At 59.9% G+C, this 25912-nt stretch carries 26 protein-coding genes; 22 read left to right on the top strand and 4 right to left on the bottom strand.

The features are described 5' to 3' along the window. Window positions 1-66 precede the first annotated feature (66 nt). From AC1Q6D_RS15430 to AC1Q6D_RS15415, 4 genes are all read left to right on the top strand, one after another. On the top strand, window positions 67-780 hold the full coding sequence (locus AC1Q6D_RS15430) for a GntR family transcriptional regulator (RefSeq protein ID WP_103405754.1): 714 nt from the start codon (window positions 67-69) through the stop codon (window positions 778-780). Continuing rightward, a complete protein-coding gene (locus AC1Q6D_RS15425; protein WP_103405753.1) occupies window positions 777-1775 on the top strand; it encodes an ADP-ribosylglycohydrolase family protein in 999 nt (332 codons plus the stop codon). The genes AC1Q6D_RS15430 and AC1Q6D_RS15425 overlap by 4 nt, the downstream gene beginning before the upstream one ends. Before the next feature lie 220 nt (window positions 1776-1995). Continuing rightward, window positions 1996-3462 carry a purine-cytosine permease family protein gene (locus AC1Q6D_RS15420; protein WP_103405752.1) on the top strand — a complete coding sequence of 489 codons (1467 nt, stop codon included), beginning with the start codon at window positions 1996-1998 and terminating at the stop codon, window positions 3460-3462. Further along, entirely contained in the window at window positions 3455-4384 is a 930-nt protein-coding gene (locus AC1Q6D_RS15415; protein WP_103405751.1) for a PfkB family carbohydrate kinase, read from the top strand. The genes AC1Q6D_RS15420 and AC1Q6D_RS15415 overlap by 8 nt, the downstream gene beginning before the upstream one ends. 99 nt (window positions 4385-4483) lie before the next feature. On the opposite strand, the gene AC1Q6D_RS15410 is transcribed toward AC1Q6D_RS15415, so the two are convergent. Further along, window positions 4484-4807, bottom strand: coding sequence for a hypothetical protein (locus AC1Q6D_RS15410; RefSeq protein WP_103405750.1), 324 nt, complete (start codon window positions 4805-4807; stop codon window positions 4484-4486). An 80-nt stretch (window positions 4808-4887) separates the two neighbouring features. Further along, window positions 4888-6093, bottom strand: a complete 1206-nt coding sequence (locus AC1Q6D_RS15405; protein WP_103405749.1) for an MFS transporter — start codon at window positions 6091-6093, stop codon at window positions 4888-4890. A gap of 209 nt (window positions 6094-6302) precedes the next feature. Between AC1Q6D_RS15405 and AC1Q6D_RS15400 the strand changes: the two genes are divergently transcribed. From AC1Q6D_RS15400 to AC1Q6D_RS15375, 6 genes are all read left to right on the top strand, one after another. Next, window positions 6303-6785 (top strand): GNAT family N-acetyltransferase, encoded by a 483-nt coding sequence (locus tag AC1Q6D_RS15400; RefSeq protein ID WP_056855912.1) that lies wholly within the window; start codon window positions 6303-6305, stop codon window positions 6783-6785. Window positions 6786-7044: 259 nt separating this feature from the next. Then, on the top strand, window positions 7045-8037 hold the full coding sequence (locus tag AC1Q6D_RS15395; protein ID WP_103405748.1) for a 2-dehydro-3-deoxygalactonokinase: 993 nt from the start codon (window positions 7045-7047) through the stop codon (window positions 8035-8037). A gap of 20 nt (window positions 8038-8057) precedes the next feature. Then, entirely contained in the window at window positions 8058-8678 is a 621-nt protein-coding gene (locus AC1Q6D_RS15390; RefSeq protein WP_103405747.1) for a 2-dehydro-3-deoxy-6-phosphogalactonate aldolase, read from the top strand. Between the two features lie 47 nt (window positions 8679-8725). Then, window positions 8726-9874 carry a galactonate dehydratase gene (dgoD, locus tag AC1Q6D_RS15385; protein WP_047527021.1) on the top strand — a complete coding sequence of 383 codons (1149 nt, stop codon included), beginning with the start codon at window positions 8726-8728 and terminating at the stop codon, window positions 9872-9874. Window positions 9875-10038: 164 nt separating this feature from the next. Further along, on the top strand, window positions 10039-11349 hold the full coding sequence (locus tag AC1Q6D_RS15380; RefSeq protein WP_103405746.1) for an MFS transporter: 1311 nt from the start codon (window positions 10039-10041) through the stop codon (window positions 11347-11349). 60 nt (window positions 11350-11409) lie between these two features. Continuing rightward, window positions 11410-12213, top strand: a complete 804-nt coding sequence (locus AC1Q6D_RS15375; RefSeq protein WP_103405745.1) for an IclR family transcriptional regulator — start codon at window positions 11410-11412, stop codon at window positions 12211-12213. Window positions 12214-12327: 114 nt separating this feature from the next. On the opposite strand, the gene AC1Q6D_RS15370 is transcribed toward AC1Q6D_RS15375, so the two are convergent. Continuing rightward, the gene (locus AC1Q6D_RS15370; RefSeq protein WP_103405744.1) at window positions 12328-13992 is read right to left on the bottom strand and encodes an electron transfer flavoprotein-ubiquinone oxidoreductase; all 1665 of its coding nucleotides are present in this window, start codon (window positions 13990-13992) and stop codon (window positions 12328-12330) included. A 548-nt stretch (window positions 13993-14540) separates the two neighbouring features. On the opposite strand from AC1Q6D_RS15370, the gene AC1Q6D_RS15365 reads away from it, so the two are divergent. The 10 genes from AC1Q6D_RS15365 (at window position 14541) to AC1Q6D_RS15320 (ending at window position 24014) form a co-directional block, all read left to right on the top strand. After that, window positions 14541-15290 (top strand): electron transfer flavoprotein subunit beta/FixA family protein, encoded by a 750-nt coding sequence (locus AC1Q6D_RS15365; RefSeq protein WP_007987229.1) that lies wholly within the window; start codon window positions 14541-14543, stop codon window positions 15288-15290. Then, the gene (locus AC1Q6D_RS15360) at window positions 15291-16220 is read left to right on the top strand and encodes an electron transfer flavoprotein subunit alpha/FixB family protein (RefSeq protein ID WP_103405743.1); all 930 of its coding nucleotides are present in this window, start codon (window positions 15291-15293) and stop codon (window positions 16218-16220) included. Between the two features lie 122 nt (window positions 16221-16342). Beyond that, window positions 16343-17179 (top strand): substrate-binding periplasmic protein, encoded by an 837-nt coding sequence (locus AC1Q6D_RS15355; protein WP_103405742.1) that lies wholly within the window; start codon window positions 16343-16345, stop codon window positions 17177-17179. A gap of 9 nt (window positions 17180-17188) precedes the next feature. Beyond that, window positions 17189-17545, top strand: coding sequence for a DUF4398 domain-containing protein (locus tag AC1Q6D_RS15350; RefSeq protein WP_047527033.1), 357 nt, complete (start codon window positions 17189-17191; stop codon window positions 17543-17545). Continuing rightward, window positions 17542-18354 carry an OmpA family protein gene (locus AC1Q6D_RS15345; RefSeq protein WP_103405741.1) on the top strand — a complete coding sequence of 271 codons (813 nt, stop codon included), beginning with the start codon at window positions 17542-17544 and terminating at the stop codon, window positions 18352-18354. Before AC1Q6D_RS15350 ends, AC1Q6D_RS15345 begins: the two co-directional genes overlap by 4 nt. A 200-nt stretch (window positions 18355-18554) precedes the next feature. Continuing rightward, window positions 18555-19994 (top strand): aminotransferase-like domain-containing protein, encoded by a 1440-nt coding sequence (locus AC1Q6D_RS15340; protein WP_047527036.1) that lies wholly within the window; start codon window positions 18555-18557, stop codon window positions 19992-19994. A 99-nt stretch (window positions 19995-20093) separates the two neighbouring features. Then, window positions 20094-20561, top strand: a complete 468-nt coding sequence (locus AC1Q6D_RS15335) for a translation initiation factor 2 (RefSeq protein WP_103405740.1) — start codon at window positions 20094-20096, stop codon at window positions 20559-20561. Between the two features lie 164 nt (window positions 20562-20725). Then, complete coding sequence (locus AC1Q6D_RS15330) at window positions 20726-20980, top strand: YkgJ family cysteine cluster protein (protein WP_103405739.1); 255 nt, start codon at window positions 20726-20728, stop codon at window positions 20978-20980. Window positions 20981-21021: 41 nt separating this feature from the next. Further along, window positions 21022-21627, top strand: coding sequence for an START domain-containing protein (locus AC1Q6D_RS15325; protein ID WP_103405738.1), 606 nt, complete (start codon window positions 21022-21024; stop codon window positions 21625-21627). 293 nt (window positions 21628-21920) lie between these two features. Then, a complete protein-coding gene (locus AC1Q6D_RS15320; protein ID WP_103405737.1) occupies window positions 21921-24014 on the top strand; it encodes an LTA synthase family protein in 2094 nt (697 codons plus the stop codon). Between the two features lie 148 nt (window positions 24015-24162). Here the strand turns inward: AC1Q6D_RS15320 and AC1Q6D_RS15315 are convergent, their stop codons facing one another. Further along, window positions 24163-24315 (bottom strand): DUF3309 family protein, encoded by a 153-nt coding sequence (locus tag AC1Q6D_RS15315; protein ID WP_032833547.1) that lies wholly within the window; start codon window positions 24313-24315, stop codon window positions 24163-24165. Window positions 24316-24601: 286 nt separating this feature from the next. On the opposite strand from AC1Q6D_RS15315, the gene AC1Q6D_RS15310 reads away from it, so the two are divergent. Together AC1Q6D_RS15310 and AC1Q6D_RS15305 are read left to right on the top strand one after the other, a co-directional pair. Then, a complete protein-coding gene (locus AC1Q6D_RS15310; protein WP_103405735.1) occupies window positions 24602-25417 on the top strand; it encodes an SDR family oxidoreductase in 816 nt (271 codons plus the stop codon). Between the two features lie 64 nt (window positions 25418-25481). Further along, window positions 25482-25814, top strand: a complete 333-nt coding sequence (locus AC1Q6D_RS15305; RefSeq protein ID WP_047527048.1) for a YnfA family protein — start codon at window positions 25482-25484, stop codon at window positions 25812-25814. The last annotated feature ends 98 nt before the right edge of the window (window positions 25815-25912 follow it).

Below are 25912 nucleotides of genomic sequence, written 5' to 3'. Positions count from 1 at the left end.
ATCCTTCTGTCACCTCCCTTAAATATCCCTTGCCCGCCCCAACCCGTTTCGGGTATCAATTTGTACATGATTAGACAGGTACGATTCGACAAGAAACAACGGGTGGTCGACGAACTCATCCGGCGCATTGAAAGCGGCCTCATGGAGGACGGCTTTCATCTGCCGGGCGAGCATCAGTTGGCTCAAGAATTCAAAGTCAGCCGAGGTACTTTGCGTGAAGCCCTGGCCGAGTTGAAACGGCGCAACTACATTGCGACGCAAAGCGGGGTCGGCTCCATCGTCACCTTCGACGGTGTGGTGCTCGACCAGCGCAACGGCTGGGCCCAGGCCCTGGCCGACAGCGGCGCGCTGGTCAACACCGAAGTGCTGCGGTTGGAGGCGGTGACCCGTCCTGACCTGCTGTCGCGCTTCGGCATCGACCAGTTCATTACGCTCGACCGACGCCGCCGTTCCAACGACGGCACGCTGGTCTCCCTCGAACGCTCCTTGATGCCCGCCACCGGAGGTCTGGAAAGCCTGCCGCGTGTCGGTCTGATCGATAATTCCCTGACCATCACCCTGGCGGCCTATGGCTATATCGGTGAACGCGGCGATCAATGGATCGGTGCCGAACCGCTGAACGCCGAAGACGCCGAACTGCTGGGTCGCCCGGTCGGTACGGTATTCCTGAAAGCCTTGCGCACCACGTACGACCGGCAAAACCGTTTCATGGAACAGGTGGAAAGCTTGCTCGACCCTGTGCACTTTCGTCTTCACCTGCAGTTTGGAACGGCGCAATGACGGCGCTCAACCGTGCGCTTGGCGCATTCTATGGCTTGGCCCTGGGTGATGCGCTGGGCATGCCGACCCAATCCCTGAGCCGCCCCGAAATCAAGGCGCGCTTCGGCGAAATCACCGACCTGCAAGACGCCGGCCCCTTGCAACCGATTGCCCCCAACATGCCCAGGGGCTCGATCACTGACGACACCGAACAGGCGATCCTGGTCGGCCAGTTGCTGATCGACGGCAAGGGCTGGATCGAACCGGCGTTGCTCGCCCGGCGCTTGATCGAATGGGAAGCCCAAATGCAGGCCAGGGGCTCCCAGGATTTGCTCGGGCCATCGACCAAACGTGCAATTGAAATGATCCTGGCCGGTCATTCGCCGGAAGAGGCGGGGCGTTACGGCACCACCAACGGTGCGGCGATGCGCATCACCCCGGTCGGTATCGCGGCCGACGTCGCAGATCCCGCGCGTTTTATCGATGCCGTGGTCCAGGCCTGCCAGGTGACCCACAACACCACGCTGGGTATTTCGAGCGCGGCGGCGGTGGCGGCGGTGGTTTCGGCCGGGATCAACGGCATGGATTTGGGGGAAGCGCTGAACCTTGGCCAGCAAGTCGCCCAGCAAGCGGAAAGCCATGGCCATTGGGTTGCCGGCGGACGCATTGCCTCGCGCATCAGTTGGGCGCGCAGCATCAGCATCGACAGCGACAAGGCGTTGTTGGCCGACCTGCTGTACGACGTGATTGGCACTTCGGTGGCATCACAGGAATCGGTGGTGGTAGCGTTTGCCCTGGCGCAGCAAGTGGCCATCGGCGAGATGAATGCCTTCGAAGCGCTGTGCATGGCCGCCAGCCTGGGGGGCGACACCGACACCATCGCAGCGATTCTCGGCGCGATGCTCGGGGCAAACCTGGGCCTTGAGACGTGGCCTGTCGCGTTGATCGACACGGTCAAGGCTGTCAATGATCTGGAGCTGAAGCCACTGGTGCAGGGGCTATTGGCTTTGCGTTGATTGCGCTGACGCCATCGCGGGCAAGCCCGCTCCCACAGGTACAGCGTGTAACTTCAGGATCGCAGTGACCCTGTGGGAGCGAGCCTGCTCGCGACAGTCGCGCCGCACATTGGATTTGATCACCCGCAATGGATCGCACGAGCACGGCCAGGAACGCCGAGACGTTGTGTCGACTTCCGTATTGCCCACAACCACAACAAAGGCAGCAGGAGCATTTCTCATGAGTTCATCAACCGCCGGGCAAAATGCCGGACAACTGGAAACCCGTGGTATCGAACCGGTGCCGGAAGCCGAGTGCAACGGTCATCCCTTGCAGCTGTTCTGGGTCTGGTTCGCCGCCAACATTTCCATCCTCGGCCTGCCTTTGGGCGCGACCCTCGTAGCGTTTCGCGGCCTGGCGATCTGGCAGGCGATCATCGTTGCGATCCTCGGAGCCGCCGGCTCCTTCGCGGTGGTCGGGATCATTTCCATCGCCGGTCGTCGAGGCCGGGCACCGAGCCTGACCCTGTCGCGCGCGATCTTCGGCGTACGCGGCAACATCGGCCCGACCCTGGTCTCACTGATGTCGCGCCTGGGTTGGGAAACGGTCAACACCACCACCGCCGCGTTCGTCCTGTTGTCATTGTGTTCGATTCTGTTCGGCTCGCCGGTGGAAGCGAAAAGCGCACCGCTGTTGACGCTGCTGTTCATCGCGATTTTCGTGTTGCTGACCCTGTCAGTGTCCGGCCTCGGCCACGCCACGCTGCTGGTAATCCAGAAGTGGGCGACCTACGTGTTCGGCGCGCTGAACATTCTGGTGGGCGGTTTCCTCTGCGCCACCATCGACTGGAGCGCGGTATTCAACGCCACGCCTGCGCCACTGAGCGCCATGATCATCGGCGTCGGCACCATGGCGGCGGGCACCGGGATCGGTTGGGCCAATGCAGGGGCCGACATGTCGCGCTACCAGCACCGCAGCGTCAAGGCTGTGCGCCTGGTGGCGTCGGCGGCCTTCGGCGCGGGCATTCCGCTGGTGCTGTTGATTACCCTCGGCGGCCTGCTGTCGGTCGGCAATAACGACCTGGCCCAGGCTACCGATCCGATCATCGCGATCCGCGACATGCTGCCGACCTGGATGGCCGTGCCGTACCTGGTCACCGCATTCGGCGGGCTGCTGCTGTCGAATAACCTCTCGGTGTATTCCGCCGGCCTGACCACGCTGACCCTCGGTTTGAAGGTCAAGCGCGTCTATGCCGTGGTGGTCGACATCGTCGCGATCTTCGCCGGTTCGATCTACTTCATGCTGATCGCCGACAGTTTCTATGGTCCGTTCATCACCTTCATTTCCCTGTTGGCAGTGCCGATCACCGCGTGGGTCGGGATTTTCGTGGTCGACCTGATCCATCGTCACTACTACAGCCCCAAGGACTTGCTGGATGTCAGCCCGAGCAGCGCCTACTGGTATCGCGGCGGCGTCGAATGGCGAGCCTTCGGTGCCTGGGCCATCGCCATTGTGCTCGGTTTCAGTTTCACCACCATTGGCACTACCGCGGAAAACGTCTGGTTCAAAGGCTTTCTGTCCGATTCGTGGCTGGGCCATAACGGCCTCGGCTGGATCGTGACCTTCGTGGTCGCTGGTGGGATTTATCGGGTACTCGGCGGGGCGAAGGATCGTCGCGCCACATTGATCGAGAATGCCCATGCCTAAGTTGTTGCACACCGGCCAAGTCATCATTGATCTGGTCATGGCCGTGGATAAATTGCCGCAAGCAGGTGGCGACGTGCTGGCGCAATCGGCCCGTTTCGAAGCGGGTGGCGGCTTCAATGTGATGGCCGCCGCCCGTCGCAACGGATTGCCGGTGGTCTACCTGGGCCGGCATGGCACCGGGCGCTTCGGTGACCTGGCGCGCGAGGCGATGAACAAGGAGGGCATCCAGATCGGCATCGCTCAGCGCGCCGAGCGCGATACCGGATTGTGTGTCGCTATCACCGACGCTTCGGCCGAGCGCAGTTTTGTCTCCTACATCGGTGCGGAAGGCGAACTGACGGCCGAAGACCTGGCAAGCGTGTCGGTCGAGGCGGCGGACTATGTCTACGTCAGTGGCTACAGCCTGCTGCACGTCGGCAAGGCCCAGGCGCTGGTGGACTGGGTGCTGGCGTTGCCGAGCGCAATCAAGGTGGTATTCGATCCGGGGCCGTTGGTGGATTCGCCGGATGCGCCGCTGATGCAGGCGTTGTTGCCACGCATCGACGTATGGACCAGCAATGCGGCCGAGGCGCTGAGGTTCACGGGGGCGTCGGACATCTCCGACGCGCTGACGCGCCTGGCGGCGCATCTACCGGCCACGGTGTTGATGGTCGTGCGCGATGGGCCGCAAGGCTGCTGGATCAGCCAGGGTTCTGAGCGTCGGCATGTGCCGGGCTTCAAGGTCGACGCGGTGGACAGCAATGGCGCGGGCGATGCCCATGCCGGGGTGTTCGTGGCGGGGCTGGCCCAGGGATTGTCGGCGTTTGATGCAGCACGGCGGGCGAATGCGGCGGCGGCTTTGGCGGTGACACGCTGGGGGCCTGCGACTTCGCCAGGGGCGGCTGAAGTGGATGCGTTGATGGGCGTTGGCTCTAGCCGTTGATCTGCCGCCATCGTTGGCAAGCCGGCTCCTGAAGGCGATTCGCGATAGCTGATCTGCACCCCGAAAGCTGGACAGCGATCCTGCTTTCAGGGGTGGCCGCTATTGGCTGATTCCGCCGGCTTTGCCCGAGTTACCGCTGGTGCTTGAGCCCAGGCCGCCGCCGGTGCTATCGGGTGTTTCGGTGTCCGGCAAGTCGAATCCGCGCTGGCGCCCGGGGTCGTTGCCCTGGGTGCGTGGATCGGTCCCCGTGGAAGGCGGCAAACGGTTGTCGATTCCCGCACCGTCGGTGTTGATGCCAGGGGCGCTCTGGATGGCCGGGGCCTTGGGTTTCTCCACAGGGTTGGTGGGGCCGGTGGTCCCGGCGAAGGCGCTAGAGGACAGCAGCGCAGCAAGGGCGAGGGCGGTCAACCGGGACAGGCTCATGGTGTTGTCTCCAATAAATAGAGTCCTACCTGATTAGTCCGCCCCGGATCTCGATGGGTGCCTGATGGGCGACGGACGGCTCAGGCGCGCTGCAACGCCTTGGCCATGCTCAGTCGACGCCAGAGCAGGCGCCCAACGGTAATCAACCAATTGAGCGATGCAACCGCCATTACGGTGAGCAGCAGCGTGGCCATGCCGTGTTCGACGATGATGTTCCCGGCCAGCAATGGAAAGCCGAATACGCCGATGAAGTACGACAGGCTGAACAGCAACAAGGATTGCGCGGTGGTGCCGCTCGGCGTCTCATTGGCGGCCAGGCCGTTGATCACTGAATAGGTCAGGCCGTAACCGACCCCGAGCACCACGGCGGCGAGCACGTAGTTGAAGCCGTTGTCGACCACGAACCCGAACATCAGGATCGAGGCCAGCATCAGTCCCGAAAGCAGGCATGACGCTCGCAGTGGATCGCGCTTGACCACGAATCCGGCGACCAGCAGGCGGCCGCTGATCGCCGCGCTCATGAAGCCGAGAAAGAACAACGAATAGTCGAGCGAGCGCTGCGCCGCGTAGCTGGTTTGAAAGCTCGACAATCCGCCGAACACGCAGCCACCGAGGCCGACCATGATGATCGGGAACACCGCTCTGGACGACAGCACCCGGGCCGCGGCGTGCCAGGAAATCCGCGATACGACGGTCGATTGCGCCGCGGCCGTTTTCAGGTGTCGGTCCAGACGCCAGAACAGCAGTACCCCCACGAGACTCGCCAGCGCCGACAGGTAAAACGCCGCCGTTACCGGATAGCCGAGGGCGCTCGCGGCGCGACCGAGCAACGGACCGCTGCCGATGCCGGTCATCATGCTGCCCGACAGGAGGGCGAAATACTTGGCTCGCTGCGCCGGCGTCACCAGGCTGGCGACGATGATCGGCCCGAGGGTGTAGAACACGCCCCAACCCAACCCCAGCAACAACCCGAAAATCAGCAGCAGATGGCCGAAGCCTGGCGTCAGGGCAAAACCAAGGCTGGCGGCGACCAGCAACAGGCCGAACAGCGCCACCGAACGGGCCGCGCCGAGCCAGTCGGACAAGTGACCGGAGACGATTACGGCGGCGAAAGTGCTGAGCATCGCTGCCGAAATCACGCTGCCGGCATCCTGCTCATTGCCACCGCGAGAGCCGATCAACAGCGACAGCAAAAAGGTCGAACCGTAAGACAGCGACAGCAGGTAGCTGGCCAGGCAAAACAGGCCGAACAACTTGCTGGAGACAGGCGGTGTTGCGGTAGACATGACGTGGTTCCTTCACCCGATAAATTGGCAGGTCATCTATCTATCACGCAAGGCGTCTATCTTGGGTGCGAGGTTCGCGATGCAAGGGTTAGCCGTAGCCGGAGTAACAACCTGTGGCGACGGTGTTCTGTGGCGGGGGAGCAAGCTCCCTCGCCACAAATCGCGTGCCGCCTTAGTATGGCGTTTTCAACTTTTGACAAGGCGCGTCCATGACGATCGAAATCCGCCCGGCAACCCCCAGTGACGCGCCACAAATCCTCGCGTTTATCACGGAATTGGCCGACTACGAACGTGCCCGCCACGAAGTCATTGCCAGCGTCGCCGACATCGAGCGCAGCTTGTTCAGCGAAGGTGCGACCGCCCATGGTCTGATTTGCCTGCGCGACGGGTTGCCGATCGGTTTCGCGGTGTTCTTTTTCAGCTATTCCACATGGCTGGGCAGCAACTGCCTGTACCTCGAAGACCTCTACATCACCCCGGAGCAGCGGGGGGGCGGTGCCGGCAAAACCCTGCTGCGGCATTTGGCGAAAATAGCCTGTGCCAACGATTGCGGGCGCTTCGAATGGAGCGTTCTGGAGTGGAACACCCCAGCCATCGATTTCTACAAATCCCTGGGCGCGCAGCCACAGGAGGAGTGGGTTCGCTACCGCATGGACGGCAAAGTGCTTCGCGAGTTCGCCGAAGGTAATTAAGCGCCCAACCCTGTAGGAGCGAGCCTGCTCGCGAAGAAATGGGAAGCACTGCAGGGTGTCAGGCTTCACGCGTTATCGTTGACGACCATCGCTAGCCAGCTAGCTCCTACAGGGGAATGCATTCCGAGGAGCTTGCGAAGCTGCGATCTTTTTTTGTCTAATCTCAATATGTGGGATTGATATTTATATATTGAGATTTTGCGCCATCAGGGTTTATAGTCCAGCTCACTCACTGCCAAAAACCAAAACAGGTGAAGCGATGCTGGCGCAATTGATCGCGCTCGATTGGGGGACAACCTCATTACGTGCTTACAAACTGGCCGAAGGTGGCCAAGTGCTCGAACAGCGTTCGCTGTCGTCGGGGATCATGCAGCTGCCCAAGGCGCCGCGCGTCATTGCCGGCCGGGAATGCACCGACGGTTTTGAATTGGCCTTTGACCAGGCATGCGGCGACTGGCTTGACGAACAGCCCGGCCTGCCGGTGATTGCCTGTGGCATGGTCGGCAGCGCCCAGGGCTGGTGTGAAGCGGCCTACCGCGATACGCCGGCAAACGTCGCCACCCTCGGCACCGCCTTGCAAACCGTACGCAGTCTTCGTGGTGTCGACGTGCACATCGTGCCGGGTGTGATCCAGCGCTCGCGCTTGCCCAACGTGATGCGCGGCGAAGAAACCCAAGTGCTCGGCGTGCTGCAAACCCTGTCGAACGAGGCGGGCGCCGATCTGTTGATCGGCCTGCCGGGCAGTCATTCGAAATGGGTGGAAGTGGCCGACGGCTGCATCGTCCATTTCGACACGTTCATGACCGGCGAAGTCTTCGCCGTGCTCAGCGAACACAGCATTCTGGGGCGTACCCAGCAACGCGGCGGGTCGTTCGATGACGAAGCGTTTGATCGCGGCGTGCAGGTGGCATTGTCGGCGGACGGTGAAACCGGTGTGCTCTCGACCATGTTCAGCGCTCGCAGCCTCGGGCTGACGGGGGCGCTGAGCGCCACCGCACAACCGGACTACCTGTCCGGCCTGTTGATCGGCCATGAACTGTCGGCCCTCGCCAGCGTCCTGCGACATCGGCGCAACAGTGTGCACCTGCCATCGATCATCCTCATCGGCAACGCCCAACTCTGTACGCGTTACAGCCGGGCCCTGGACGCTTACGGCTTTGCCCGGGTGGCGCTGGTCGAACAGGCCACCGAACGCGGGCTGTGGCAACTGGCGCTGGCCGCCGGACTGATCACGCCCAACCCATCCCGTTAAACCTGACTGGAGCTCTGAACATGCTCAAACAAGCACTGGCGCAAAACGGTCTGATCGCGATCCTGCGCGGCTTGCGTCCGCAAGAAGCGGCGGCCGTCGGCGAAGTCCTGTACACAGCCGGATTTCGCGTCATCGAGGTGCCGCTCAACTCCCCGGAGCCGTACGAAAGCATCCGTATCCTGCGCAGCACCTTGCCCGCTGATTGCCTGATCGGTGCCGGCACGGTGCTGACACCGGAACAGGTCGAGCAAGTGAAAGCGGCGGGCGGTCAGGTGATCGTGATGCCCCACAGCGATCCCAAGGTATTGCGCGCCGCGAAGGCTGCGGGGCTGTACCTGTCACCGGGTGTCGCCACGCCGACCGAAGCCTTTGCGGCACTGGCCGAAGGGGCGGACATCCTGAAGATGTTTCCGGCCGAACAGATGGGGCCGGCGGTCGTCAAGGCATGGCTCGCGGTGTTGCCGGCAGGAACGATTCTGGCACCGGTCGGTGGCATCACCCCGGACAACATGCAGGTGTTCATCGATGCCGGTGTCAAAGGCTTCGGCCTCGGCTCCGGGTTGTTCAAGCCAGGCATGACCCCTGGGCAAGTGGCGGCCAATGCCAAGGCCTACGTCGCTGCCTGGAAATCCCTTCGCTAAGACTTTTGGCGCTGCGTGCGCTGCATCTGAACAAGAGAGACAAGAAGATGAAAATCACCAAACTGACCACCTTCATCGTTCCGCCGCGCTGGTGCTTCCTCAAGGTCGAAACCGACGAGGGCGTCACCGGTTGGGGCGAGCCCGTGGTCGAAGGCCGTGCCCACACCGTGGCGGCCGCCGTCGAGGAATTGTCCGACTACCTGATCGGCAAAGACCCACGCAACATCGAAGACATCTGGACCGTGCTCTATCGCGGCGGCTTCTACCGTGGCGGCGCGATCCACATGAGCGCACTGGCCGGCATCGACCAGGCGTTGTGGGACATCAAGGGCAAGGCGTTGGGTGTGTCGGTCAGTGATCTGCTGGGCGGCCAGGTGCGCGACAAGATTCGTGTCTATTCGTGGATCGGCGGCGACCGTCCGGCGGATACCGCGCGGGCAGCGAAAGAAGCGGTGGGGCGCGGTTTCACCGCGGTGAAAATGAACGGCACCGAAGAGCTGCAGTTCCTCGACACCTTCGAGAAAGTCGACCTGGCCCTGGCCAATGTCGCTGCCGTGCGTGACGCGGTGGGCCCGAACGTCGGCATAGGCGTCGACTTCCATGGCCGGGTGCACAAGCCCATGGCCAAGGTGCTCATGAAAGAGCTCGACCCCTACAAACTGATGTTCATCGAAGAGCCAGTGCTCAGTGAAAACTATGAAGCGCTGAAGGAGCTGGCGCCTCTGACCAGCACGCCGATTGCCCTGGGCGAACGGTTATTTTCCCGTTGGGATTTCAAACGCGTGCTCAGCGAAGGCTACGTCGACATCATTCAGCCTGATGCGTCCCACGCCGGTGGCATCACCGAAACCCGCAAGATCGCCAACATGGCCGAAGCCTACGACGTGGCGCTGGCGCTGCATTGTCCGCTGGGCCCGATTGCGCTGGCCGCTTGCCTGCAACTGGACGCGGCCTGCTACAACGCGTTCATTCAGGAACAGAGCCTGGGCATCCATTACAACGAGAGCAACGACCTGCTGGATTACGTCAAGGATCCGCGGGTGTTCGACTACGACAAAGGCTTCGTGAAAATCCCCAACGGCCCGGGCCTGGGTATCGAGATCAACGAGGAGTACGTGATCGAACGCGCAGCCATCGGGCACCGTTGGCGCAACCCGATCTGGCGCCATGCCGATGGCAGTTTTGCCGAGTGGTGAGTTTCTCCTGACACATAGCCTGTGGGAGCGGGCTTGCCCGCGATAGCGTCCTGTCGGTCACATCAATGCCGGATGTGCCGCCGCCATCGCGGACAAGCCCGCCCCCACAGAGACAGTGCAAATTTTCCAATCGTCCTCAATAAACATAAGAAGAGGCACTCCTCATGCAACCGCAAACCCTTACCGGGCAGGCGACGTTGGTGACGCCCAGCCGCAAGCGTTTTTTCATCATGGTCCTGCTGTTCATCACGGTAGTGATCAATTACCTGGACCGCAGCAACCTGTCGATCGCAGCCCCGGCGCTGACCAGCGAACTGGGCATCGACCCGATTCACGTCGGCCTGATTTTCTCGGCCTTCGGCTGGACCTACGCCGCCATGCAGATCCCCGGTGGCTGGCTGGTGGACCGTGTTCCGCCACGCATTCTCTACACCGCTGCCTTGCTGCTATGGTCGATTGCCACGGTGATGCTTGGCTTCGCCGGCAGCTTCATCGCGTTGTTCGTCTTGCGCATGGCCGTCGGTGCCCTGGAAGCGCCGGCCTATCCGATCAACAGCCGCGTGGTGACGACGTGGTTCCCGGAACGCGAGCGCGCCACGGCCATCGGTTTCTATACTTCTGGGCAGTTTGTCGGCCTGGCATTCCTGACGCCGTTACTGGCCTGGCTTCAGCACGAATTCGGCTGGCACATGGTGTTTGTCACCACCGGCGCGGTAGGCATTCTCTGGGCCGTGATCTGGTACGCGGTGTATCGCGAACCGCGTGACTTCAAAGGCGCCAACGAGGCCGAAATCGACTTGATCCGCGAAGGCGGAGGGCTGGTGGACATCCAGGCCGAGCAAGCGAAGGTGAAGGCCAAATTCAGCTGGGCCGACCTGGGGATCGTCCTGAGCAAGCGCAAACTCTGGGGCATCTACCTCGGCCAGTTTTGCCTCAACTCGACGCTGTGGTTTTTCCTGACGTGGTTCCCGACCTACCTGGTGAAATACCGTGGGATGGACTTCATCAAATCCGGCTTGCTGGCATCGCTGCCGTTTCTCGCGGCGTTCGTCGGTGTGCTGTGTTCCGGATTCTTTTCGGATTTCCTGATCCGGCGCGGGTACACGGTCGGTTTCGCTCGCAAATTGCCGATCATCAGTGGCCTGCTGATTTCCACTTCGATCATCGGCGCCAACTTCGTCGAGTCGACGCCGCTGGTGATTGCCTTCCTCGCCCTGGCGTTCTTCGGCAATGGTCTGGCTTCGATCACCTGGTCGCTGGTTTCCACGCTGGCACCGGCACGTTTGCTGGGACTGACCGGTGGCGTGTTCAACTTCATCGGCAACTTGTCGGCCATTGCCACGCCAATCGTCATCGGTTTCCTTGCCAGCGGTGAGTCCTTTGCCCCGGCGATCACCTACATCTCGGTTCTGGCATTGCTGGGTGCACTTTCCTACATTTTGCTGGTGGGCAAGGTCGAGCGTATCAAGTTGTAGTCGCAGCAGGAGGGCGACCATAATGCCGCCCGTTCACTCGCTCAACGGTAAAGGCTGGATATGCAGGAAGACGCCCCAAAAATCGCCAAGGACGCCGCGCCGACCGGCACCCAGACACTGCTTCGAGGTTTGGGTGTGGTTCAGGCCGTGGCCAGTGGCGCCCGTGATCTCAAGGAGATCGCCCGGTTGATCGGAACCACGCGCAGCACCACTCATCGACTGGCCAGTTGCCTGGTCGACGAACGTTATCTGCGGGTGGTGCCGCAAGTCGGTTACCTGCTGGGGCCGAAGCTGATCGAATTGGGGTTTCAGGCGCGCGAAGAACTGCCGTTGGTCACCCTGGCCGGGCCGTATCTGGATGAGTTGTCGGCGTTGACCGGTGACACCATTCACCTGGCGATCCGAGAAGGCGACGAAGTGCTGTACCTGCACAAGAATCCGGGACGCAACGGCCCGGAAATGCGCTCGCGGGTCGGTCATCGCATGCCGTTGGCGCGTACCGGCATCGGTAAGGCGCTGATGCTCGACGACACCCCGCAAGAGTGGCAACGGTTGTACGAAGTCAGCCTGCCAGCGGGTGGGAAAAATCAGTTCTGGCCGCAGCACCCGGAGCAGTCCTGGGAGCAATTTCAGCAGCGCATGATCGAGTATGTGGCCGGAGGTTATGCGTTCGACCTGGAGGACAACGAACCGTCGATCCGTTGCGTGGCGGCACCGATTCGTGATGCCAGCAAGCGCATCGTCGCCGGCATCAGCATCGCCAGTACCGTGCCGTATATGCCGCTGGAAAAAATGGCCGAGTTGATTCCCCTGATCAAAGGGGTCACGGCGCGGTTGTCGGCGGAGCTGGGTCTCAAGGTTTGAATGCAAACCACTGTGGGAGCGAGCTCGCTCCCACAGTGGTTTTTTGTGCCGTCAGTAAAATCGCAGGCAACAAAAAGGCCCCCATTCGGGAGCCTCGTTGTTCAGGCGTTCGGCTTACATGTTCGGGTAAGTCGGGCCGCCAGCGCCTTCCGGCGTCACCCAGGTGATGTTCTGCGAAGGGTCCTTGATGTCGCAAGTCTTGCAGTGAACGCAGTTCTGGGCGTTGATCTGGAAGCGCTTCTCGCCATCTTCCTTGGTAATCACTTCGTACACGCCGGCCGGGCAGTAACGCTGGGCTGGCTCATCGTACAGCGGCAGGTTCTTGTTGATCGGGATGCTCGGATCGGTCAGCTTCAGGTGGCACGGCTGTTCTTCTTCATGGTTGGTACCGGAGATGAACACCGAGCTGAGTTTGTCGAAGCTGATCTTGCCGTCCGGTTTCGGGTAGTCGATCTTCTTGCAGTCGGCCGCAAGCTTGAGGCACGCGTAGTCCGGCTTGGTGTCGTGCAGGGTGAACGGCAGTTTGCCGCCGAAGATGTTCTGGTCGAGCCAGTTGAAACCGCCACCGACGATAGCGCCGAACTTGTGGATCGCCGGGCCGAAGTTGCGGCTGGCGAACAGTTCGTCGTAGAGCCAGCTCTTCTTGAACGCATCGACGTAACTGGTCAGTTCTGCAGTGCCGTCCAGATCAGCGAACAGCGCGTCGGCCACGGATTCGGCGGCCAGCATGCCGGACTTCATCGCGGTGTGGCTGCCTTTGATCTTGGCGAAGTTCAGGGTGCCGAGGTCGCAACCGATCAGCGCGCCGCCCTTGAAGACCATTTTCGGCAGCGAATTCAGGCCGCCCTTGCAAATGGCGCGCGCGCCGTAGCTGATGCGCTTGCCGCCTTCCAGGTATTGCTTGAGCACCGGGTGATGCTTGAGGCGCTGGAACTCGTCGAACGGCGACAGGTAAGTGTTGCTGTAGGACAGGTCGACGATCAGGCCGACCACCACCTGGTTGTTTTCCAGGTGATAGAGGAACGAGCCACCGGTGTTCTCGGTGCCCATGATGTCCATCGGCCAACCGGCGGTGTGGACCACCAGGCCTGGCTGATGCTTGGCCGGGTCGACTTCCCAGATTTCTTTCAGACCGATGCCGTAGTGCTGGGCGTCTGCATCGCTGTCGAGGTTGAAACGTTTGATCAGCTGCTTGCCGATGTGGCCGCGGCAACCTTCGGCGAACAGCGTGTACTTGCCACGCAGTTCCATGCCTGGGGTGTACAGGCCTTCCTTCGGGTGACCTTCGCGGTCAACGCCCAGATCGCCCGTGATGATCCCGCGAACCACGCCGTTCTCGTCGAACAGGGCTTCCTGGGCGGCGAAGCCCGGGTAGATTTCCACGCCCAGGTTCTCGGCCTGCTGGGCCAGCCAGCGGCACAGGTTGCCCAGGGAGATGATGTAGTTGCCTTCGTTGTGCATGGTCTTGGGCACAAAGAAGTCAGGGACTTTCTGCGCGCTTTCGGCGTTTTTCAGTACGAAGATGTCATCGCGGGTGACCGGCGTGTTCAGCGGCGCGCCGAGTGCTTTCCAGTCCGGGAACAATTCGTTCAGGGCCCGTGGTTCGAACACGGCACCAGACAAGATGTGAGCACCGACCTCGGAGCCTTTTTCGACCACGCAGACGCTGATTTCCTTACCGGCTTCGGCGGCCTTCTGCTTCAATCGGCAGGCAGCGGAAAGACCAGCGGGGCCGGCACCGACGATGACGACGTCGAATTCCATGTATTCGCGTTCCACAGGTTATCTCCTACTCAAGGCTCAACAGTTTTTTTTCTAATTGGGAGGTTGGGTGTCGCATCCCTGAATCCCTGCGCAACGCCGGGAGAGGACAATCGAGTAACCACCTTTCTCTTTGGGTGGCGCATTATATCTACACCACTCTCAGCGTCCAATACAAACGTTTGTTTGAATTGGCTCAAAGCCAGAGAAATCAAAGTCACGCGGCTTATGAACGGCTATTTTGCCGTATTGACCGGAATAGGTGTTCCGGTCAAGATACGGGCGGTTTTGCGCTCGCCGTAGGCTGACTGTTGGTTTCAAGAGCACCTCTAAAGACAGGGCGATGGCACTGGAAAGTGATGAGCCGCGCAGGTTTGGCGCGCAGTTTACACGCCGTGATAATGAATGACTCGTGAGTCACGACTGACGAACGGTCATCAACATCATGAGCGATGGTCACTTGACACGTTTGCCGGCGTTTTTAGAGGTGCCCTTGCGCCCGATGAGCATCAACCGCCAGGTTCGCCTAGGCGACTTCCTTTTCACCGGAGAGTAACGAGGAATCCATGAAGGTTCTTGTAGCTGTCAAACGCGTTGTGGATTACAACGTCAAGGTCCGCGTCAAGGCGGACAATTCCGGCGTCGATCTTGCCAACGTCAAGATGTCGATGAACCCGTTCTGCGAAATCGCAGTGGAAGAAGCGGTACGCCTGAAAGAGAAAGGCGTCGCGACTGAAATCGTCGTCGTCTCCGTCGGCCCGTCCACCGCTCAAGAGCAACTGCGCACTGCGCTGGCTCTGGGTGCTGACCGCGCCATCCTCGTCGAATCCGCCGAAGATCTGACTTCCCTGGCCGTTGCCAAACTGCTGAAGGCTGTTGTCGACAAGGAACAGCCTCAGCTGGTGATCCTTGGCAAACAAGCCATCGACAGCGACAACAACCAGACTGGCCAGATGCTTGCCGCATTGAGCGGTTACGGTCAGGGCACGTTCGCTTCGAAAGTCGAAATCAGCGGCGACAGCGTCGCCGTGACCCGCGAAATCGATGGCGGCGCGCAGACCGTTTCCCTGAAACTGCCGGCCATCGTCACCACCGACCTGCGTTTGAACGAGCCGCGCTACGCGTCCCTGCCAAACATCATGAAAGCCAAGAAGAAGCCTCTCGAAGTGCTGACTCCGGACGCTTTGGGCGTTTCCACCGCCTCCACCAACAAGACCGTGAAAGTCGAAGCGCCTGCTGCACGTAGCGCGGGTATCAAGGTCAAGTCGGTGGCTGAACTGGTCGAGAAACTGAAAAACGAAGCGAAGGTAATCTAAATGACTATCTTGGTTATTGCTGAACACGACAACAAAGTGCTGGCCCCGGCCACGCTGAACACCGTGGCTGCCGCTGCCAAAATCGGCGGCGACATCCACGTGCTGGTTGCAGGCCAGGGCGCTGGCGCCGTGGCTGAAGCCGCCGCGAAAGTCGCTGGCGTGGCCAAAGTGCTGGTGGCCGACAACGCTGCCTACGCTCACCAGTTGCCGGAAAACGTTGCGCCTCTGGTTGCCGAGCTGGGCAAGGGTTACAGCCACATCCTGGCTGCCGCCACTTCCAACGGCAAAAACATCCTGCCGCGCGTCGCCGCTGCGCTGGACGTTGACCAGATTTCCGAGATCATCTCGGTCGAAAGCGCTGACACCTTCAAGCGTCCGATCTATGCCGGTAACGCCATCGCTACCGTTCAGTCGAACGCGTCAGTGAAGGTGATCACCGTGCGTGCCACCGGTTTCGACCCGGTTGCCGCTGAAGGTGGTTCGGCTGCCGTTGAAGCCGTTGCTGCTGCCCACGACGCTGGCATCTCCAGCTTCGTCGGCGAAGAACTGGCCAAGTCCGATCGTCCGGAACTGACCGCTGCCAAGATCGTCGTTTCCGGCGGCCGCGGCATGCAGAACGGTGACAACTTCAAACACCTGTACGCCCTGGCCGACAAGCTGGGCGCTGCCGTCGGTGCTTCCCGCGCCGCGGTCGACGCAGGTTTCGTACCCAACGACATGCAGGTCGGTCAGACCGGCAAGATCGTTGCTCCACAGCTGTACATTGCCGTCGGTATCTCCGGCGCGATCCAGCACCTGGCCGGCATGAAAGACTCCAAAGTGATCGTTGCGATCAACAAGGATGAAGAAGCGCCGATCTTCCAGGTGGCCGATTACGGCCTGGTGGCGGACTTGTTCGAAGCCATCCCTGAGCTGGAGAAGCTGGTCTAATCCGGCTGCTTCACTTATAAAGAGCCCGGCCTTCTGGTCGGGCTTTTTTTTGCTTTTTTTCTGTAGGAGCGAGCCGGCTCGCGCCTACAGGTTATAAACGGTCTCAACGGGAGTGGTTCGCCATGGATTTGCGTCGCCTATACGGCTGGTCATTACTTCTTGGGTTGACCATATTTCCAGCGCTGTCCACTGCAGCCGGCAAGTGCGATCGCCTGGTGGTGACCGGCAGTCCGGATGCGCCACCTTTCCTGTGGCAAGACCCGCAGGATCCCAGGCATCTGATCGGCGCCAGTGCCGATTTACTGCAGCAAGTGGCGGGGCAGTTAGGGATCAAGGTTGAACTGTTGTACGCCGGAAAACGCTCCCAGGCCCTGGACGAAGTGCGCAGTGGGCGCATGGACATGCTGGCTGATGCCTCGTTGACGGTCAGCGAACTGGAAACCCTGGATTACATTCACCCGCCGTTGCTGGAAAACGATTATCTGGTCTGGACCCGCAAGGATTCGTCACTGGTCTATAGCAAGGTGCAGGACCTGCCGGGGCATACTGGCGCCTTGTCGGAAAAGTCCCGACTGACCCCGGCATTCGCCACTTTCGCCGAGCAGCAATTGACCCTTACGCGTACGTCCAACCTGACCCAGGCCTTCCAGAAACTGCTGTTGGGCGAGGTGGAGTATGTCCTGGCCGGACGCTACTCGGGCGTGGCGATGGCGCAGACATTGGGCATGTCCAATGATCTGGTGGCTCGCGTGCAACCGGTAGACAAGCCGGGATTGTTTCTGGCCATTTCCCATGACTCCGCCTGCAACGATCCGTGGTTGCGCGGACAGTTGGCCAAAAAGATGACAGAATTGCCCGCGTCCGGACTGACGGAGGCCGTGCTGTTGCGCAATATCGAGCGTTGGAATGCTCAGCTTTCTCAACGGCAGACCCCACCTGTCAGTAGCCCAAAACAGTAGGGATTTTTAGTGAGTATTCGACCTCTTTTCGCTGCCCTGGCCGTTCTGGCTCTGGCGGGTTGTGCAGCCGATCCTGCGCCGAATGAACAAATGCGCCTGACTGCACAGGCACTCGAACAAGCCAAGGCTGTTGGCGCCACCGCCGACGAAGTGCCTGAAATGAAACTGGCCGAAGACAAGTTCAACCGGGCCAAGGGCAACATGGCCGACCAATCCTTCAGAAACGCACGCATGCGGGCCGAACAGGCCGAGCTGGACGCGCGTCTGGCTGAGGCCCGGGTCCTGACCCTCAAGAGCGAGGAGCAGTTGAGCGTGCTCAATACCCGCATCGCCCGTCTGCGCAAGCAAGTGGGGGACTCCCAATGAGCCTCAAAATCAAGGCCCTCGGTGGTCTGATCCTGGCGGGTTGCGCGAGCCTTTATGGCTGCGCCGGCCAGCACAGCGAAGCGGCATTGCAGGAGGCGGGCGCCAACTTCCAGAAGGTCAAGGAAGATTCCAACGTGCTGCGTATCGCACCCAAGGACGTGATCCGCGCCGGTGAGTCCCTGGCGCGCGCCGATCGTTTGTCCAGCTACTGGGGCAGCGGGTCGGACGTGGTGCATTACGCTTATCTGAGCCAGCGTTACAGCGAGATCGCTCGGGAACACACCGATCAGGTGCTTAACGAAGAGCGCGCGGCAAAGCTCGAACTGGAGCGGCAGCGCCTGCAACTGGCCTTGCGTGAATCCAAACTGCTCAGCGTGCAGCAGCAGGGCAAATGGATCGAAGAGCAGATTGTTGCGACGGCCACCACCCAGACCGACCGAGGTTTGGTCATGACCCTGGGCGACGTGCTGTTCGACACCGGCGAAGCAGAATTGAAAAACTCGGCGAACCGCGTCGTGCTGAAAGTCGTCCAGTTCCTGCAGCTCAATCCCAAGCGTGTGGTGCGGATCGAAGGCTACACCGACAGCACCGGCGGCAAACAGGAAAACCTCAAGCTGTCCCGCGACCGTGCGCAATCGGTGGCGGACGTTTTGACGGATCTTGGGATCGACGACAAACGTATTCAGGTTGAAGGCTACGGTGATGAATACCCTGTGGACGCTAACGCTTCCGAGCGGGGTCGTGCCCAGAACCGTCGGGTGGAAATTGTGTTCTCCGATGAAAAAGGCCAGATGGGCGCCGCCCGCTAAGGGTTGCGTCACTGGAAACCCGGCCTGCCAGTCAGCGCCGGGTTTTTTTTCGCCTGCCAAATTGTGCTCAGAACAGTACAGTTCTTGCTGACACTGCACTGTACTGTCGACTATTGTGGCAACTGTCCCCGTACACTTCTAAACTGTTCCGGTATTGTTTCACACAAGAATAAAATGCCCGTGAAATCGAGTGCTGCGTCATGACCAATCTCCTGCTCTACCAACGTATTGCTCAGCAACTGGCCGAAGATATCCGTCGTGGTGTCTATCAACCCGGCGAGCGTGTGCCTTCGGTGCGCAAGATGAGCTCGCAGCTCAATGTCAGCCATGCGACCGTGCTACAGGCCTATGCCAACCTCGAGGATCAGGGGCTGATCCGTGCCCGGCCGCAATCGGGCTACTACGTGCACCAGACCCCGGCCCTGACCGCACCGACACCGGATATCGCCAGGGTTGAGCGTCCTGGGCTGGTCACTCGCAGCAGCATCATCCAACAGGTGCTGGTCGAATCCCGCCGCGAAGGCGTCTTTCCGTTGGGCGCCGCAGTACCGAGCGTCGATTATTTGCCGGTGCGGGCACTGCATCAGCAACTGGCCAAAGTCACCCGTTTTCACAGTCCGCGTGCGTTCAGCTATATGTTCAGCCCGGGTTTTGAACCGTTGCGCCGGCAAGTGGCGATTCGCATGCGTGATGCGGGCGTGGTGGTCGATCCGTCGGAAGTGGTGATCACCCACGGCTGTGTCGATGCCTTGCAAATGTCCCTGCGAGTGCTGACCCGACCGGGTGACCTGATCGCAGCCGAGTCGCCGACCTATTATGGTTTGCTGCAATTGGCTGATCTGCTGGGCCTCAAGGTCATCGAAATTCCCAGCGACCCATCCACCGGCATGAGCCTCGAAGCCTTGCAGTTGGCGGCCAACCAGTGGTCGATCAAGGCCTTGGTGCTGACCACTCGTTTAAGCAACCCGCTGGGTGGCACCATGCCCGAGGAGCGGCAGAAACAACTGCTGCGCCTGGCATCTGACTTCGATATCCAGATTGTCGAGGACGATATTTACGGCGAGTTGATGTTCGAGCAGGGGCGCACCAAAGCGCTCAAGGCCTATGACCGCCTGGACCGGGTGATCTATTGTTCGAGTTTCTCCAAGACCCTGTCGCCGGGTGTACGGATCGGCTGGATGATTGCTGGCAAGTACCAGCAGGAAATCCAGCGTTTGCAGACGTTCAGCACCCATTCCGCCTGCAGCGTCACGCAAATGGGTATTGCGGCCTACTTGGAAAACGGTGGATACGACCGTCATTTGCGTTACATCCGTCAGGAATACCGCAAGAACCTCAGCGCCTTCCAGCTGGCCGTGCAGCAGTATTTCCCCGAAGGCACCCAGATGACGCGGCCAACCGGCGGTTTCATTTTGTGGGTGAGCCTGCCGGGTCGGGTCAATACCCAGGAATTGCATGTGCGGGCGCTGCAGCAGGGCATCAGCATCGCGCCGGGGCTGATTTTCAGTAATACCGAGCAATTCAATCATTGCATTCGCTTGAACTGCGGCATCCCCTGGAATCGTGAAGCCGAACGTGCCTTGATGACCCTTGGCATGCTCGCCACCCAGCTCTGCCAGGAAATGGCCGGCGGTCTGTGATGGAGGCGGGCAGGTAATGCCTGTCCGCGCTTGTCATGTTGATTGCAACAAGCGAGCATATGGCCCCTCTGTCGTTAGCGCAGTTGCGCCGTTGGGTCCATGAAACCGATTTTTCCCGCCACCTGGCTGATGATTTGCCTGTTATTGAGCGCTCAGCCGCTCTCCGTGATGGCCGCTTCTGTTCAGGAAAAACCGGCAGCAAGCACAACCTCGAAAAAAACCGCTCCAGCCACGAAAACCGCCCCGGTCAAAAAGAAAGCCGCGCCGGTCAAAAAGCGTCCTCCGATTGCGGCCAAGTCGAAACCGGCCAGCGAGGTGGCGAAAATCCCGCTGCCTTCAGCTGACCTGGATTTGAGTTTGCCCAAGGGCATGGTCGAGGAGCTGAAGCCGGTGGGCACCGTGCCATTACCGAGGCGAGACCCGGTACTGCCGCAAATGTTCGGTGACAAAAGCAGCCAGTTCCAGCTCAACGGAAGGTTGATCAGCAACGAAATGCAGCTGCAGCGGCGTAATGAAGAGCGTCGTGAAGTTGAAGGCGCGGCGCTGGAATTCGAATTCAAGCATTAATTCTTCCCGCTCATGACCCGCCAACCAGACGCTTTGTCGGAGACTGCCCGGTCACGCCCGATTGCAGACAAAAACCCGTGGTTCGCCAATTTAAAACAACTGTTTTAGCGGTTACTCTGTGCCACGTCCTTTAACACATTGCCCGTCGCGAGGAGCTTGTCGTCATGAAATGCCGTGAAGGCTGTGGCGCCTGTTGCATTGCCCCATCCATCAGCTCGCCCATCCCCGGTATGCCCAACGGCAAAGCCGCGGGGGAACGATGCCTGCAATTGTCTGCCGAAAACCTGTGCACTATTTTCGGCCAGCCAGAGCGCCCGTCAGTCTGTTCGGCGTTCGAGGCTGATATCGAGGTGTGCGGCAATAGCCGTGAAGACGCGATCAGGCTGATCGGCTGGTGGGAGCAAATGACGGCTGCGTGATGTGTACAACGAACGGAACTTCAACAATAAGGAATAAGACTATGGGTTCGCTGCATCGTATTGCTCTGCTGTGTGGTTTGACGGCTGTATTGGCCACCTCGGTCGCTCAGGCCGAAGACTGGAAAGTTGCCAAGAACGAAGACGGCATCAAGGTATCCCTGAGTGAAGTGCCAGGTTCCGACTACAAGGCCTACCAGGGCGTCACCCTGATGAAGACCACCATGGCCAAACTGCGCGCACTACAGGATGACGTCCCCGGCGCCTGCGCCTGGATTCACGAATGCAAGACCCAGAAGTTGCTCAAGCAGGAAGGCAATCAGCTCTGGACCTACACCCAGTTCAATACGCCTTGGCCAGTCACCCCGCGTGATTCGGTGATGCACGTCACCATTATCGAAGGTGCCGATGGCAGCCTGACCCGCAAGCTCGAAGGTGTGCCGAAATACCTGCCTGAAGAAAAAGGCTTTGTCCGGGTCGCCAAGGTCGATGGATTCTGGAAGTTCGTCCCCAAGGGCGATCAGATCGAAGTGACCTACCAGGTGCACACCGAGCCAGGTGGCAGTGTCCCGTCGATGGTGGCCAACAAGTTTGTGGTCGATGCGCCGTTCAATACCTTGAAAAACCTCAAGGCACGCGCCGAGAAGTAATCGCATTGCGCTGTTGAGCAAGGCTTGAGCAACGCCCCGATCGGTTCGGGGCGTTGCCGTATTTGCAGGGCAGGGCTTTATTTTGTTTCCAGATATGCGTTGCACGAAATTTTCACAACGCCTCCAAGACAATTCGCGCGCGTCTGCATCGACGAACACTTATCAATGGCAATGCTGCGGTTGATCGTGCAACATTTGCGCATCGCGCAAACCCCGGGCCAGGATCTGGCCAGCAGAGGGCAGGGCGCAGCTGTATTTTTGAAACTTCAACTTCCAATGGGTCCTAATACGACATGGCAATCCCGGACGCCCTGAATCAGCAGCGAGCTTCAAATCGCCTGCTGCAACCGACCGTCAAATCGCATCTGGCTTATACACTGCTGTGTGCTTTGGTCATGATGGTGATGTTTTCCGCACTGCGCGTCGCGCTGCTGGTCTACAACCGCGAGATGATCCTCTCCACACCCGCCTCGACATTTCTCGAAGCATTCGCCAACGGCCTGCGTTTCGATTTGCGCCTGGTGGTTTACCTCAGCGTTCCGTTGCTGCTCGCATTGTTTAGCGTCCGTACCATGGCGGCGCGCGGGCTGTTCCGCTTCTGGTTGACGGTTGCTTCGAGCATTGCGCTGTTCCTGGGCCTCATGGAGATGGATTTCTACCGTGAGTTCCACCAGCGCCTCAACGGCCTGGTTTTCCAGTATGTAAAAGAAGATCCGAAAACCGTGATGAGCATGCTCTGGTACGGTTTTCCGGTCGTTCGCTACCTGCTGGCCTGGGCCGTAGGCACCTGGATCCTCAGCCTGGCATTCAAGGGCGCTGATCGTGCGACCCGTCCTCGTGGCCCCTTCAGCGGCGGCAGCATTGGTACGCGTCAGGTTGCCCCGTGGTACACGCGCTTCGCCGTGTTCGTGGTCTGCCTGCTGATCTGCGTGGTCGCCGCCCGTGGCACCTTGCGTCAAGGCCCACCGCTGCGTTGGGGTGACGTCTACACCACCGACTCGAACTTCGCCAACCAGTTGGGCCTTAACGGTACCCTGCAACTGATTGCCGCCGCCAAGAGCCGGATGTCCGACGAGCGCAGCAACATTTGGAAAGCGACATTGCCACAACCCGAGGCACAGCAGACCGTGCGTGACATGCTGGTGATGAAGGACGAAAAACTGGTGGATGGCGATACCGCTGCCGTACGTCGCGATTATACGCCTCCGGCAGACAAGACCCTGCCGATCAAGAACGTCGTCGTGATCCTGATGGAAAGCATGGCCGGCCACTCGGTGGGGGCATTGGGTGCACCGGGCAACATCACGCCATACCTCGACAAGCTGTCGAAGGAGGGTCTGTTGTTCGACCGTTTCTTCTCCAACGGCACCCACACCCACCAGGGTATGTTCGCCACCATGGCGTGCTTCCCGAACCTGCCGGGTTTCGAATACCTGATGCAAACCCCGGAAGGCAGTCACAAACTGTCTGGCCTGCCGCAATTGCTCAGTGCCCGTCATTACGATGACGTGTATGTCTACAATGGTGACTTCGCCTGGGATAACCAGTCAGGTTTCTTCAGCAACCAGGGCATGACCAACTTCATCGGGCGTAACGACTTCGTTAACCCGGTGTTCTCCGACCCGACCTGGGGTGTGTCTGACCAGGACATGTTCAACCGTGGCCTGGAAGAGCTGAAGGCTCGTGATGGCAAGGATAAAAAACCGTTCTATGCCTTGCTGCAAACCCTGTCCAACCACACACCTTACGCCTTGCCGTCGCCATTGCCTGTCGAGCGAGTGACCGATCGCGGCAACCTGAATGAGCACTTGACCGCCATGCGTTACTCCGACTGGGCGCTGGGTCAGTTCTTCGAGAAGGCACGCAAGGAGCCGTACTTCAACGAAACCCTGTTTGTGATCGTCGGTGACCACGGTTTTGGCAACGAACAGCAGATCACCGAAATGGATCTGGGGCGTTTCAACGTTCCGATGCTGATGATTGCACCGGGCATTCAGGAAAAATTCGGCCAGCGTGACCACACCGTCGGGACTCAAATTGACATAGTGCCAACCATCATGGGTCGACTGGGTGGTGAAGTGCGCCATCAGTGCTGGGGGCGCGACCTGCTCAACCTGCCGGAAGGCGACAAGGGTTTTGGCGTGATCAAGCCATCAGGCAGCGATCAGACCGTCGCCTTGCTCACCGCCGATCGCGTGTTGGTACTGCCGAAGGAAATGTCGCCGAAACTCTACCGGTACGAGCTGGGCGCGAACCCTAAAGGTGAGTTGATTCCGGAGTCGTCCGATGAAGCGGCATTGAAGCTGAAGCTTGAGTCGTTCCTGCAGACGGCCACCAAGAGCCTGCTCGACAACACCGCCGGTGTGGTTGACGGCAAGCCGGACTAAGTAAAGCGGCAATAGAGAAACAAGCACTTGTAGGAGCGAGCTTGTTCGCGATGGACGTTAACGATAACGCGCATTTTCTGGATAAATGCGTCGTTATCAAGTCCACCGCGAGCAAGCTCGCTCCTACATTTTTTTGCCGGTCAGATCTTCATATTCTGCCGAGCAAGAGCAGGATCAACAGCACGACCAGCACGACGCCGATGATGCCCGATGGGCCATAACCCCAACTTCTGGAGTGCGGGAAGACCGGCAAGCCACCGATCAGTAACAAGATCAGAATGACGATAAGAATTGTGCCCATGACTGTTTCCTTGTTGGATGTATTCAGGAATGACCTGATGGTTAACGGTCAGCGGGAATGCAATTAATTCGAGCTGCTTAAAAAATCCGACTGCCGCGCACGCTATAAAATTCCAAGTTTTTTCGATGTTTTTCGAACAATGCGCTGTTTCGGGGTTAATTGTTTTAGTTGGGTGGGACGCGCCTGCGGTTTGCTCGGGGCATTCAGCAATCTGATGGAGCGTGGGTCGGGCAATATCCTTCGCTACACTCGCTGCATCTTCCCCCGGACAACAAGGCTGTTTGCTATGCAAAATCGCATGATGATCACTGGTGCGGGCTCTGGCCTGGGTCGCGAAATCGCACTGCGCTGGGCGCGCGAAGGCTGGCAGCTGGCCTTGTCGGACGTCAGCGAACCGGGCCTGCTGGAAACCCTGAAATTGGTTCGCGAAGCCGGCGGCGACGGTTTCATCCAGCGCTGCGATGTGCGCGATTACAGCCAGTTGACCGCCTTCGCCCAGGCCTGCGAAGTGAAACTGGGTGGTATCGATGTCATCGTCAACAACGCCGGCGTGGCGTCCGGTGGGTTCTTCAGTGAACTGTCCCTGGAAGACTGGGACTGGCAAATCGCGATCAACCTGATGGGCGTGGTCAAGGGGTGCAAGGCCTTCCTGCCGCTGCTGGAGCAAAGCAAGGGCAAAATCATCAACATCGCGTCGATGGCCGCGTTGATGCAAGGTCCGGCCATGAGCAACTACAACGTGGCCAAGGCTGGCGTGGTGGCGCTGTCCGAAAGTCTGCTGATTGAATTGGCCCAGCAGGAAGTCGGCGTGCACGTGGTTTGCCCGTCGTTCTTCCAGACCAATCTGCTGGACTCGTTCCGCGGCCCGACCCCGGCCATGAAAGCCCAGGTCGGCAAACTGCTGGAAAGCTCGCCGATCAGCGCGGCAGACATCGCTGACTACATCTACCAGCAGGTCGCCGCCGGCGAGTTCATGATCCTGCCCCACGAGCAAGGGCGCATGGCCTGGGCGCTCAAGCAGAAAAACCCGCAACTGCTCTACAACGAAATGACCCTGATGGCCGACAAGATGCGCGCCAAGGCCAAACAAACCGCAGGTTGAACTTGCCCGCACGGAACAGCCTCGTTAGGGTGGCCGCCATCGGTCATCCTCGCGAGGCGTTCGCATGCTCAACTATCTGTGGTTTTTCCTCGCCGCGCTGTTTGAAATCGCTGGCTGTTTTGCCTTCTGGATGTGGTTGCGCCAGGGCAAAAGCGCTTGGTGGATCGTGCCGGCGCTGCTCAGCCTGACCTTGTTCGCGGTGTTGCTGACCCGTGTCGAAGCGGTCTACGCCGGTCGCGCCTATGCCGCCTACGGTGGCATTTACATCATTGCATCGATTGGCTGGCTGGCGGTGGTCGAGCGGATTCGTCCACTCGGTTCGGACTGGATTGGCGTGGCATTGTGTGTGATCGGGGCCAGCGTCATTCTGTTCGGTCCGCGCTTTACCGCGTCGTGAAGGAAGTGCCTGATCGATTTGTCAGACGTTTCTTTCAGTGCTGTGGGTCTGTGCTTGTAAGTTCGATCTGGATTGCCGCTGTTGCCTTGAAGGGCGGC

Source organism: Pseudomonas sp. MT92 (genome assembly GCF_058792515.1).
Note: the sequence above shows the minus strand (reverse complement) of the source record. Positions and strands in the feature narration are given on the sequence as shown.

Coding starts and splice junctions, on each gene's coding strand:
- AC1Q6D_RS15315 (WP_032833547.1), bottom strand. CDS start 24,315: ATGGGCACAATTCTTATCGTCATTCTGATCTTGTTACTGATCGGTGGC.
- dgoD (WP_047527021.1), top strand. CDS start 8,726: ATGAAAATCACCAAACTGACCACCTTCATCGTTCCGCCGCGCTGGTGC.
- AC1Q6D_RS15325 (WP_103405738.1), top strand. CDS start 21,022: ATGGGTTCGCTGCATCGTATTGCTCTGCTGTGTGGTTTGACGGCTGTA.
- AC1Q6D_RS15365 (WP_007987229.1), top strand. CDS start 14,541: ATGAAGGTTCTTGTAGCTGTCAAACGCGTTGTGGATTACAACGTCAAG.
- AC1Q6D_RS15405 (WP_103405749.1), bottom strand. CDS start 6,093: ATGTCTACCGCAACACCGCCTGTCTCCAGCAAGTTGTTCGGCCTGTTT.
- AC1Q6D_RS15390 (WP_103405747.1), top strand. CDS start 8,058: ATGCTCAAACAAGCACTGGCGCAAAACGGTCTGATCGCGATCCTGCGC.
- AC1Q6D_RS15400 (WP_056855912.1), top strand. CDS start 6,303: ATGACGATCGAAATCCGCCCGGCAACCCCCAGTGACGCGCCACAAATC.
- AC1Q6D_RS15410 (WP_103405750.1), bottom strand. CDS start 4,807: ATGAGCCTGTCCCGGTTGACCGCCCTCGCCCTTGCTGCGCTGCTGTCC.
- AC1Q6D_RS15420 (WP_103405752.1), top strand. CDS start 1,996: ATGAGTTCATCAACCGCCGGGCAAAATGCCGGACAACTGGAAACCCGT.
- AC1Q6D_RS15360 (WP_103405743.1), top strand. CDS start 15,291: ATGACTATCTTGGTTATTGCTGAACACGACAACAAAGTGCTGGCCCCG.
- AC1Q6D_RS15345 (WP_103405741.1), top strand. CDS start 17,542: ATGAGCCTCAAAATCAAGGCCCTCGGTGGTCTGATCCTGGCGGGTTGC.
- AC1Q6D_RS15375 (WP_103405745.1), top strand. CDS start 11,410: ATGCAGGAAGACGCCCCAAAAATCGCCAAGGACGCCGCGCCGACCGGC.
- AC1Q6D_RS15310 (WP_103405735.1), top strand. CDS start 24,602: ATGCAAAATCGCATGATGATCACTGGTGCGGGCTCTGGCCTGGGTCGC.
- AC1Q6D_RS15430 (WP_103405754.1), top strand. CDS start 67: ATGATTAGACAGGTACGATTCGACAAGAAACAACGGGTGGTCGACGAA.
- AC1Q6D_RS15320 (WP_103405737.1), top strand. CDS start 21,921: ATGGCAATCCCGGACGCCCTGAATCAGCAGCGAGCTTCAAATCGCCTG.
- AC1Q6D_RS15380 (WP_103405746.1), top strand. CDS start 10,039: ATGCAACCGCAAACCCTTACCGGGCAGGCGACGTTGGTGACGCCCAGC.
- AC1Q6D_RS15395 (WP_103405748.1), top strand. CDS start 7,045: ATGCTGGCGCAATTGATCGCGCTCGATTGGGGGACAACCTCATTACGT.
- AC1Q6D_RS15340 (WP_047527036.1), top strand. CDS start 18,555: ATGACCAATCTCCTGCTCTACCAACGTATTGCTCAGCAACTGGCCGAA.
- AC1Q6D_RS15305 (WP_047527048.1), top strand. CDS start 25,482: ATGCTCAACTATCTGTGGTTTTTCCTCGCCGCGCTGTTTGAAATCGCT.
- AC1Q6D_RS15335 (WP_103405740.1), top strand. CDS start 20,094: ATGAAACCGATTTTTCCCGCCACCTGGCTGATGATTTGCCTGTTATTG.
- AC1Q6D_RS15355 (WP_103405742.1), top strand. CDS start 16,343: ATGGATTTGCGTCGCCTATACGGCTGGTCATTACTTCTTGGGTTGACC.
- AC1Q6D_RS15425 (WP_103405753.1), top strand. CDS start 777: ATGACGGCGCTCAACCGTGCGCTTGGCGCATTCTATGGCTTGGCCCTG.
- AC1Q6D_RS15415 (WP_103405751.1), top strand. CDS start 3,455: ATGCCTAAGTTGTTGCACACCGGCCAAGTCATCATTGATCTGGTCATG.
- AC1Q6D_RS15330 (WP_103405739.1), top strand. CDS start 20,726: ATGAAATGCCGTGAAGGCTGTGGCGCCTGTTGCATTGCCCCATCCATC.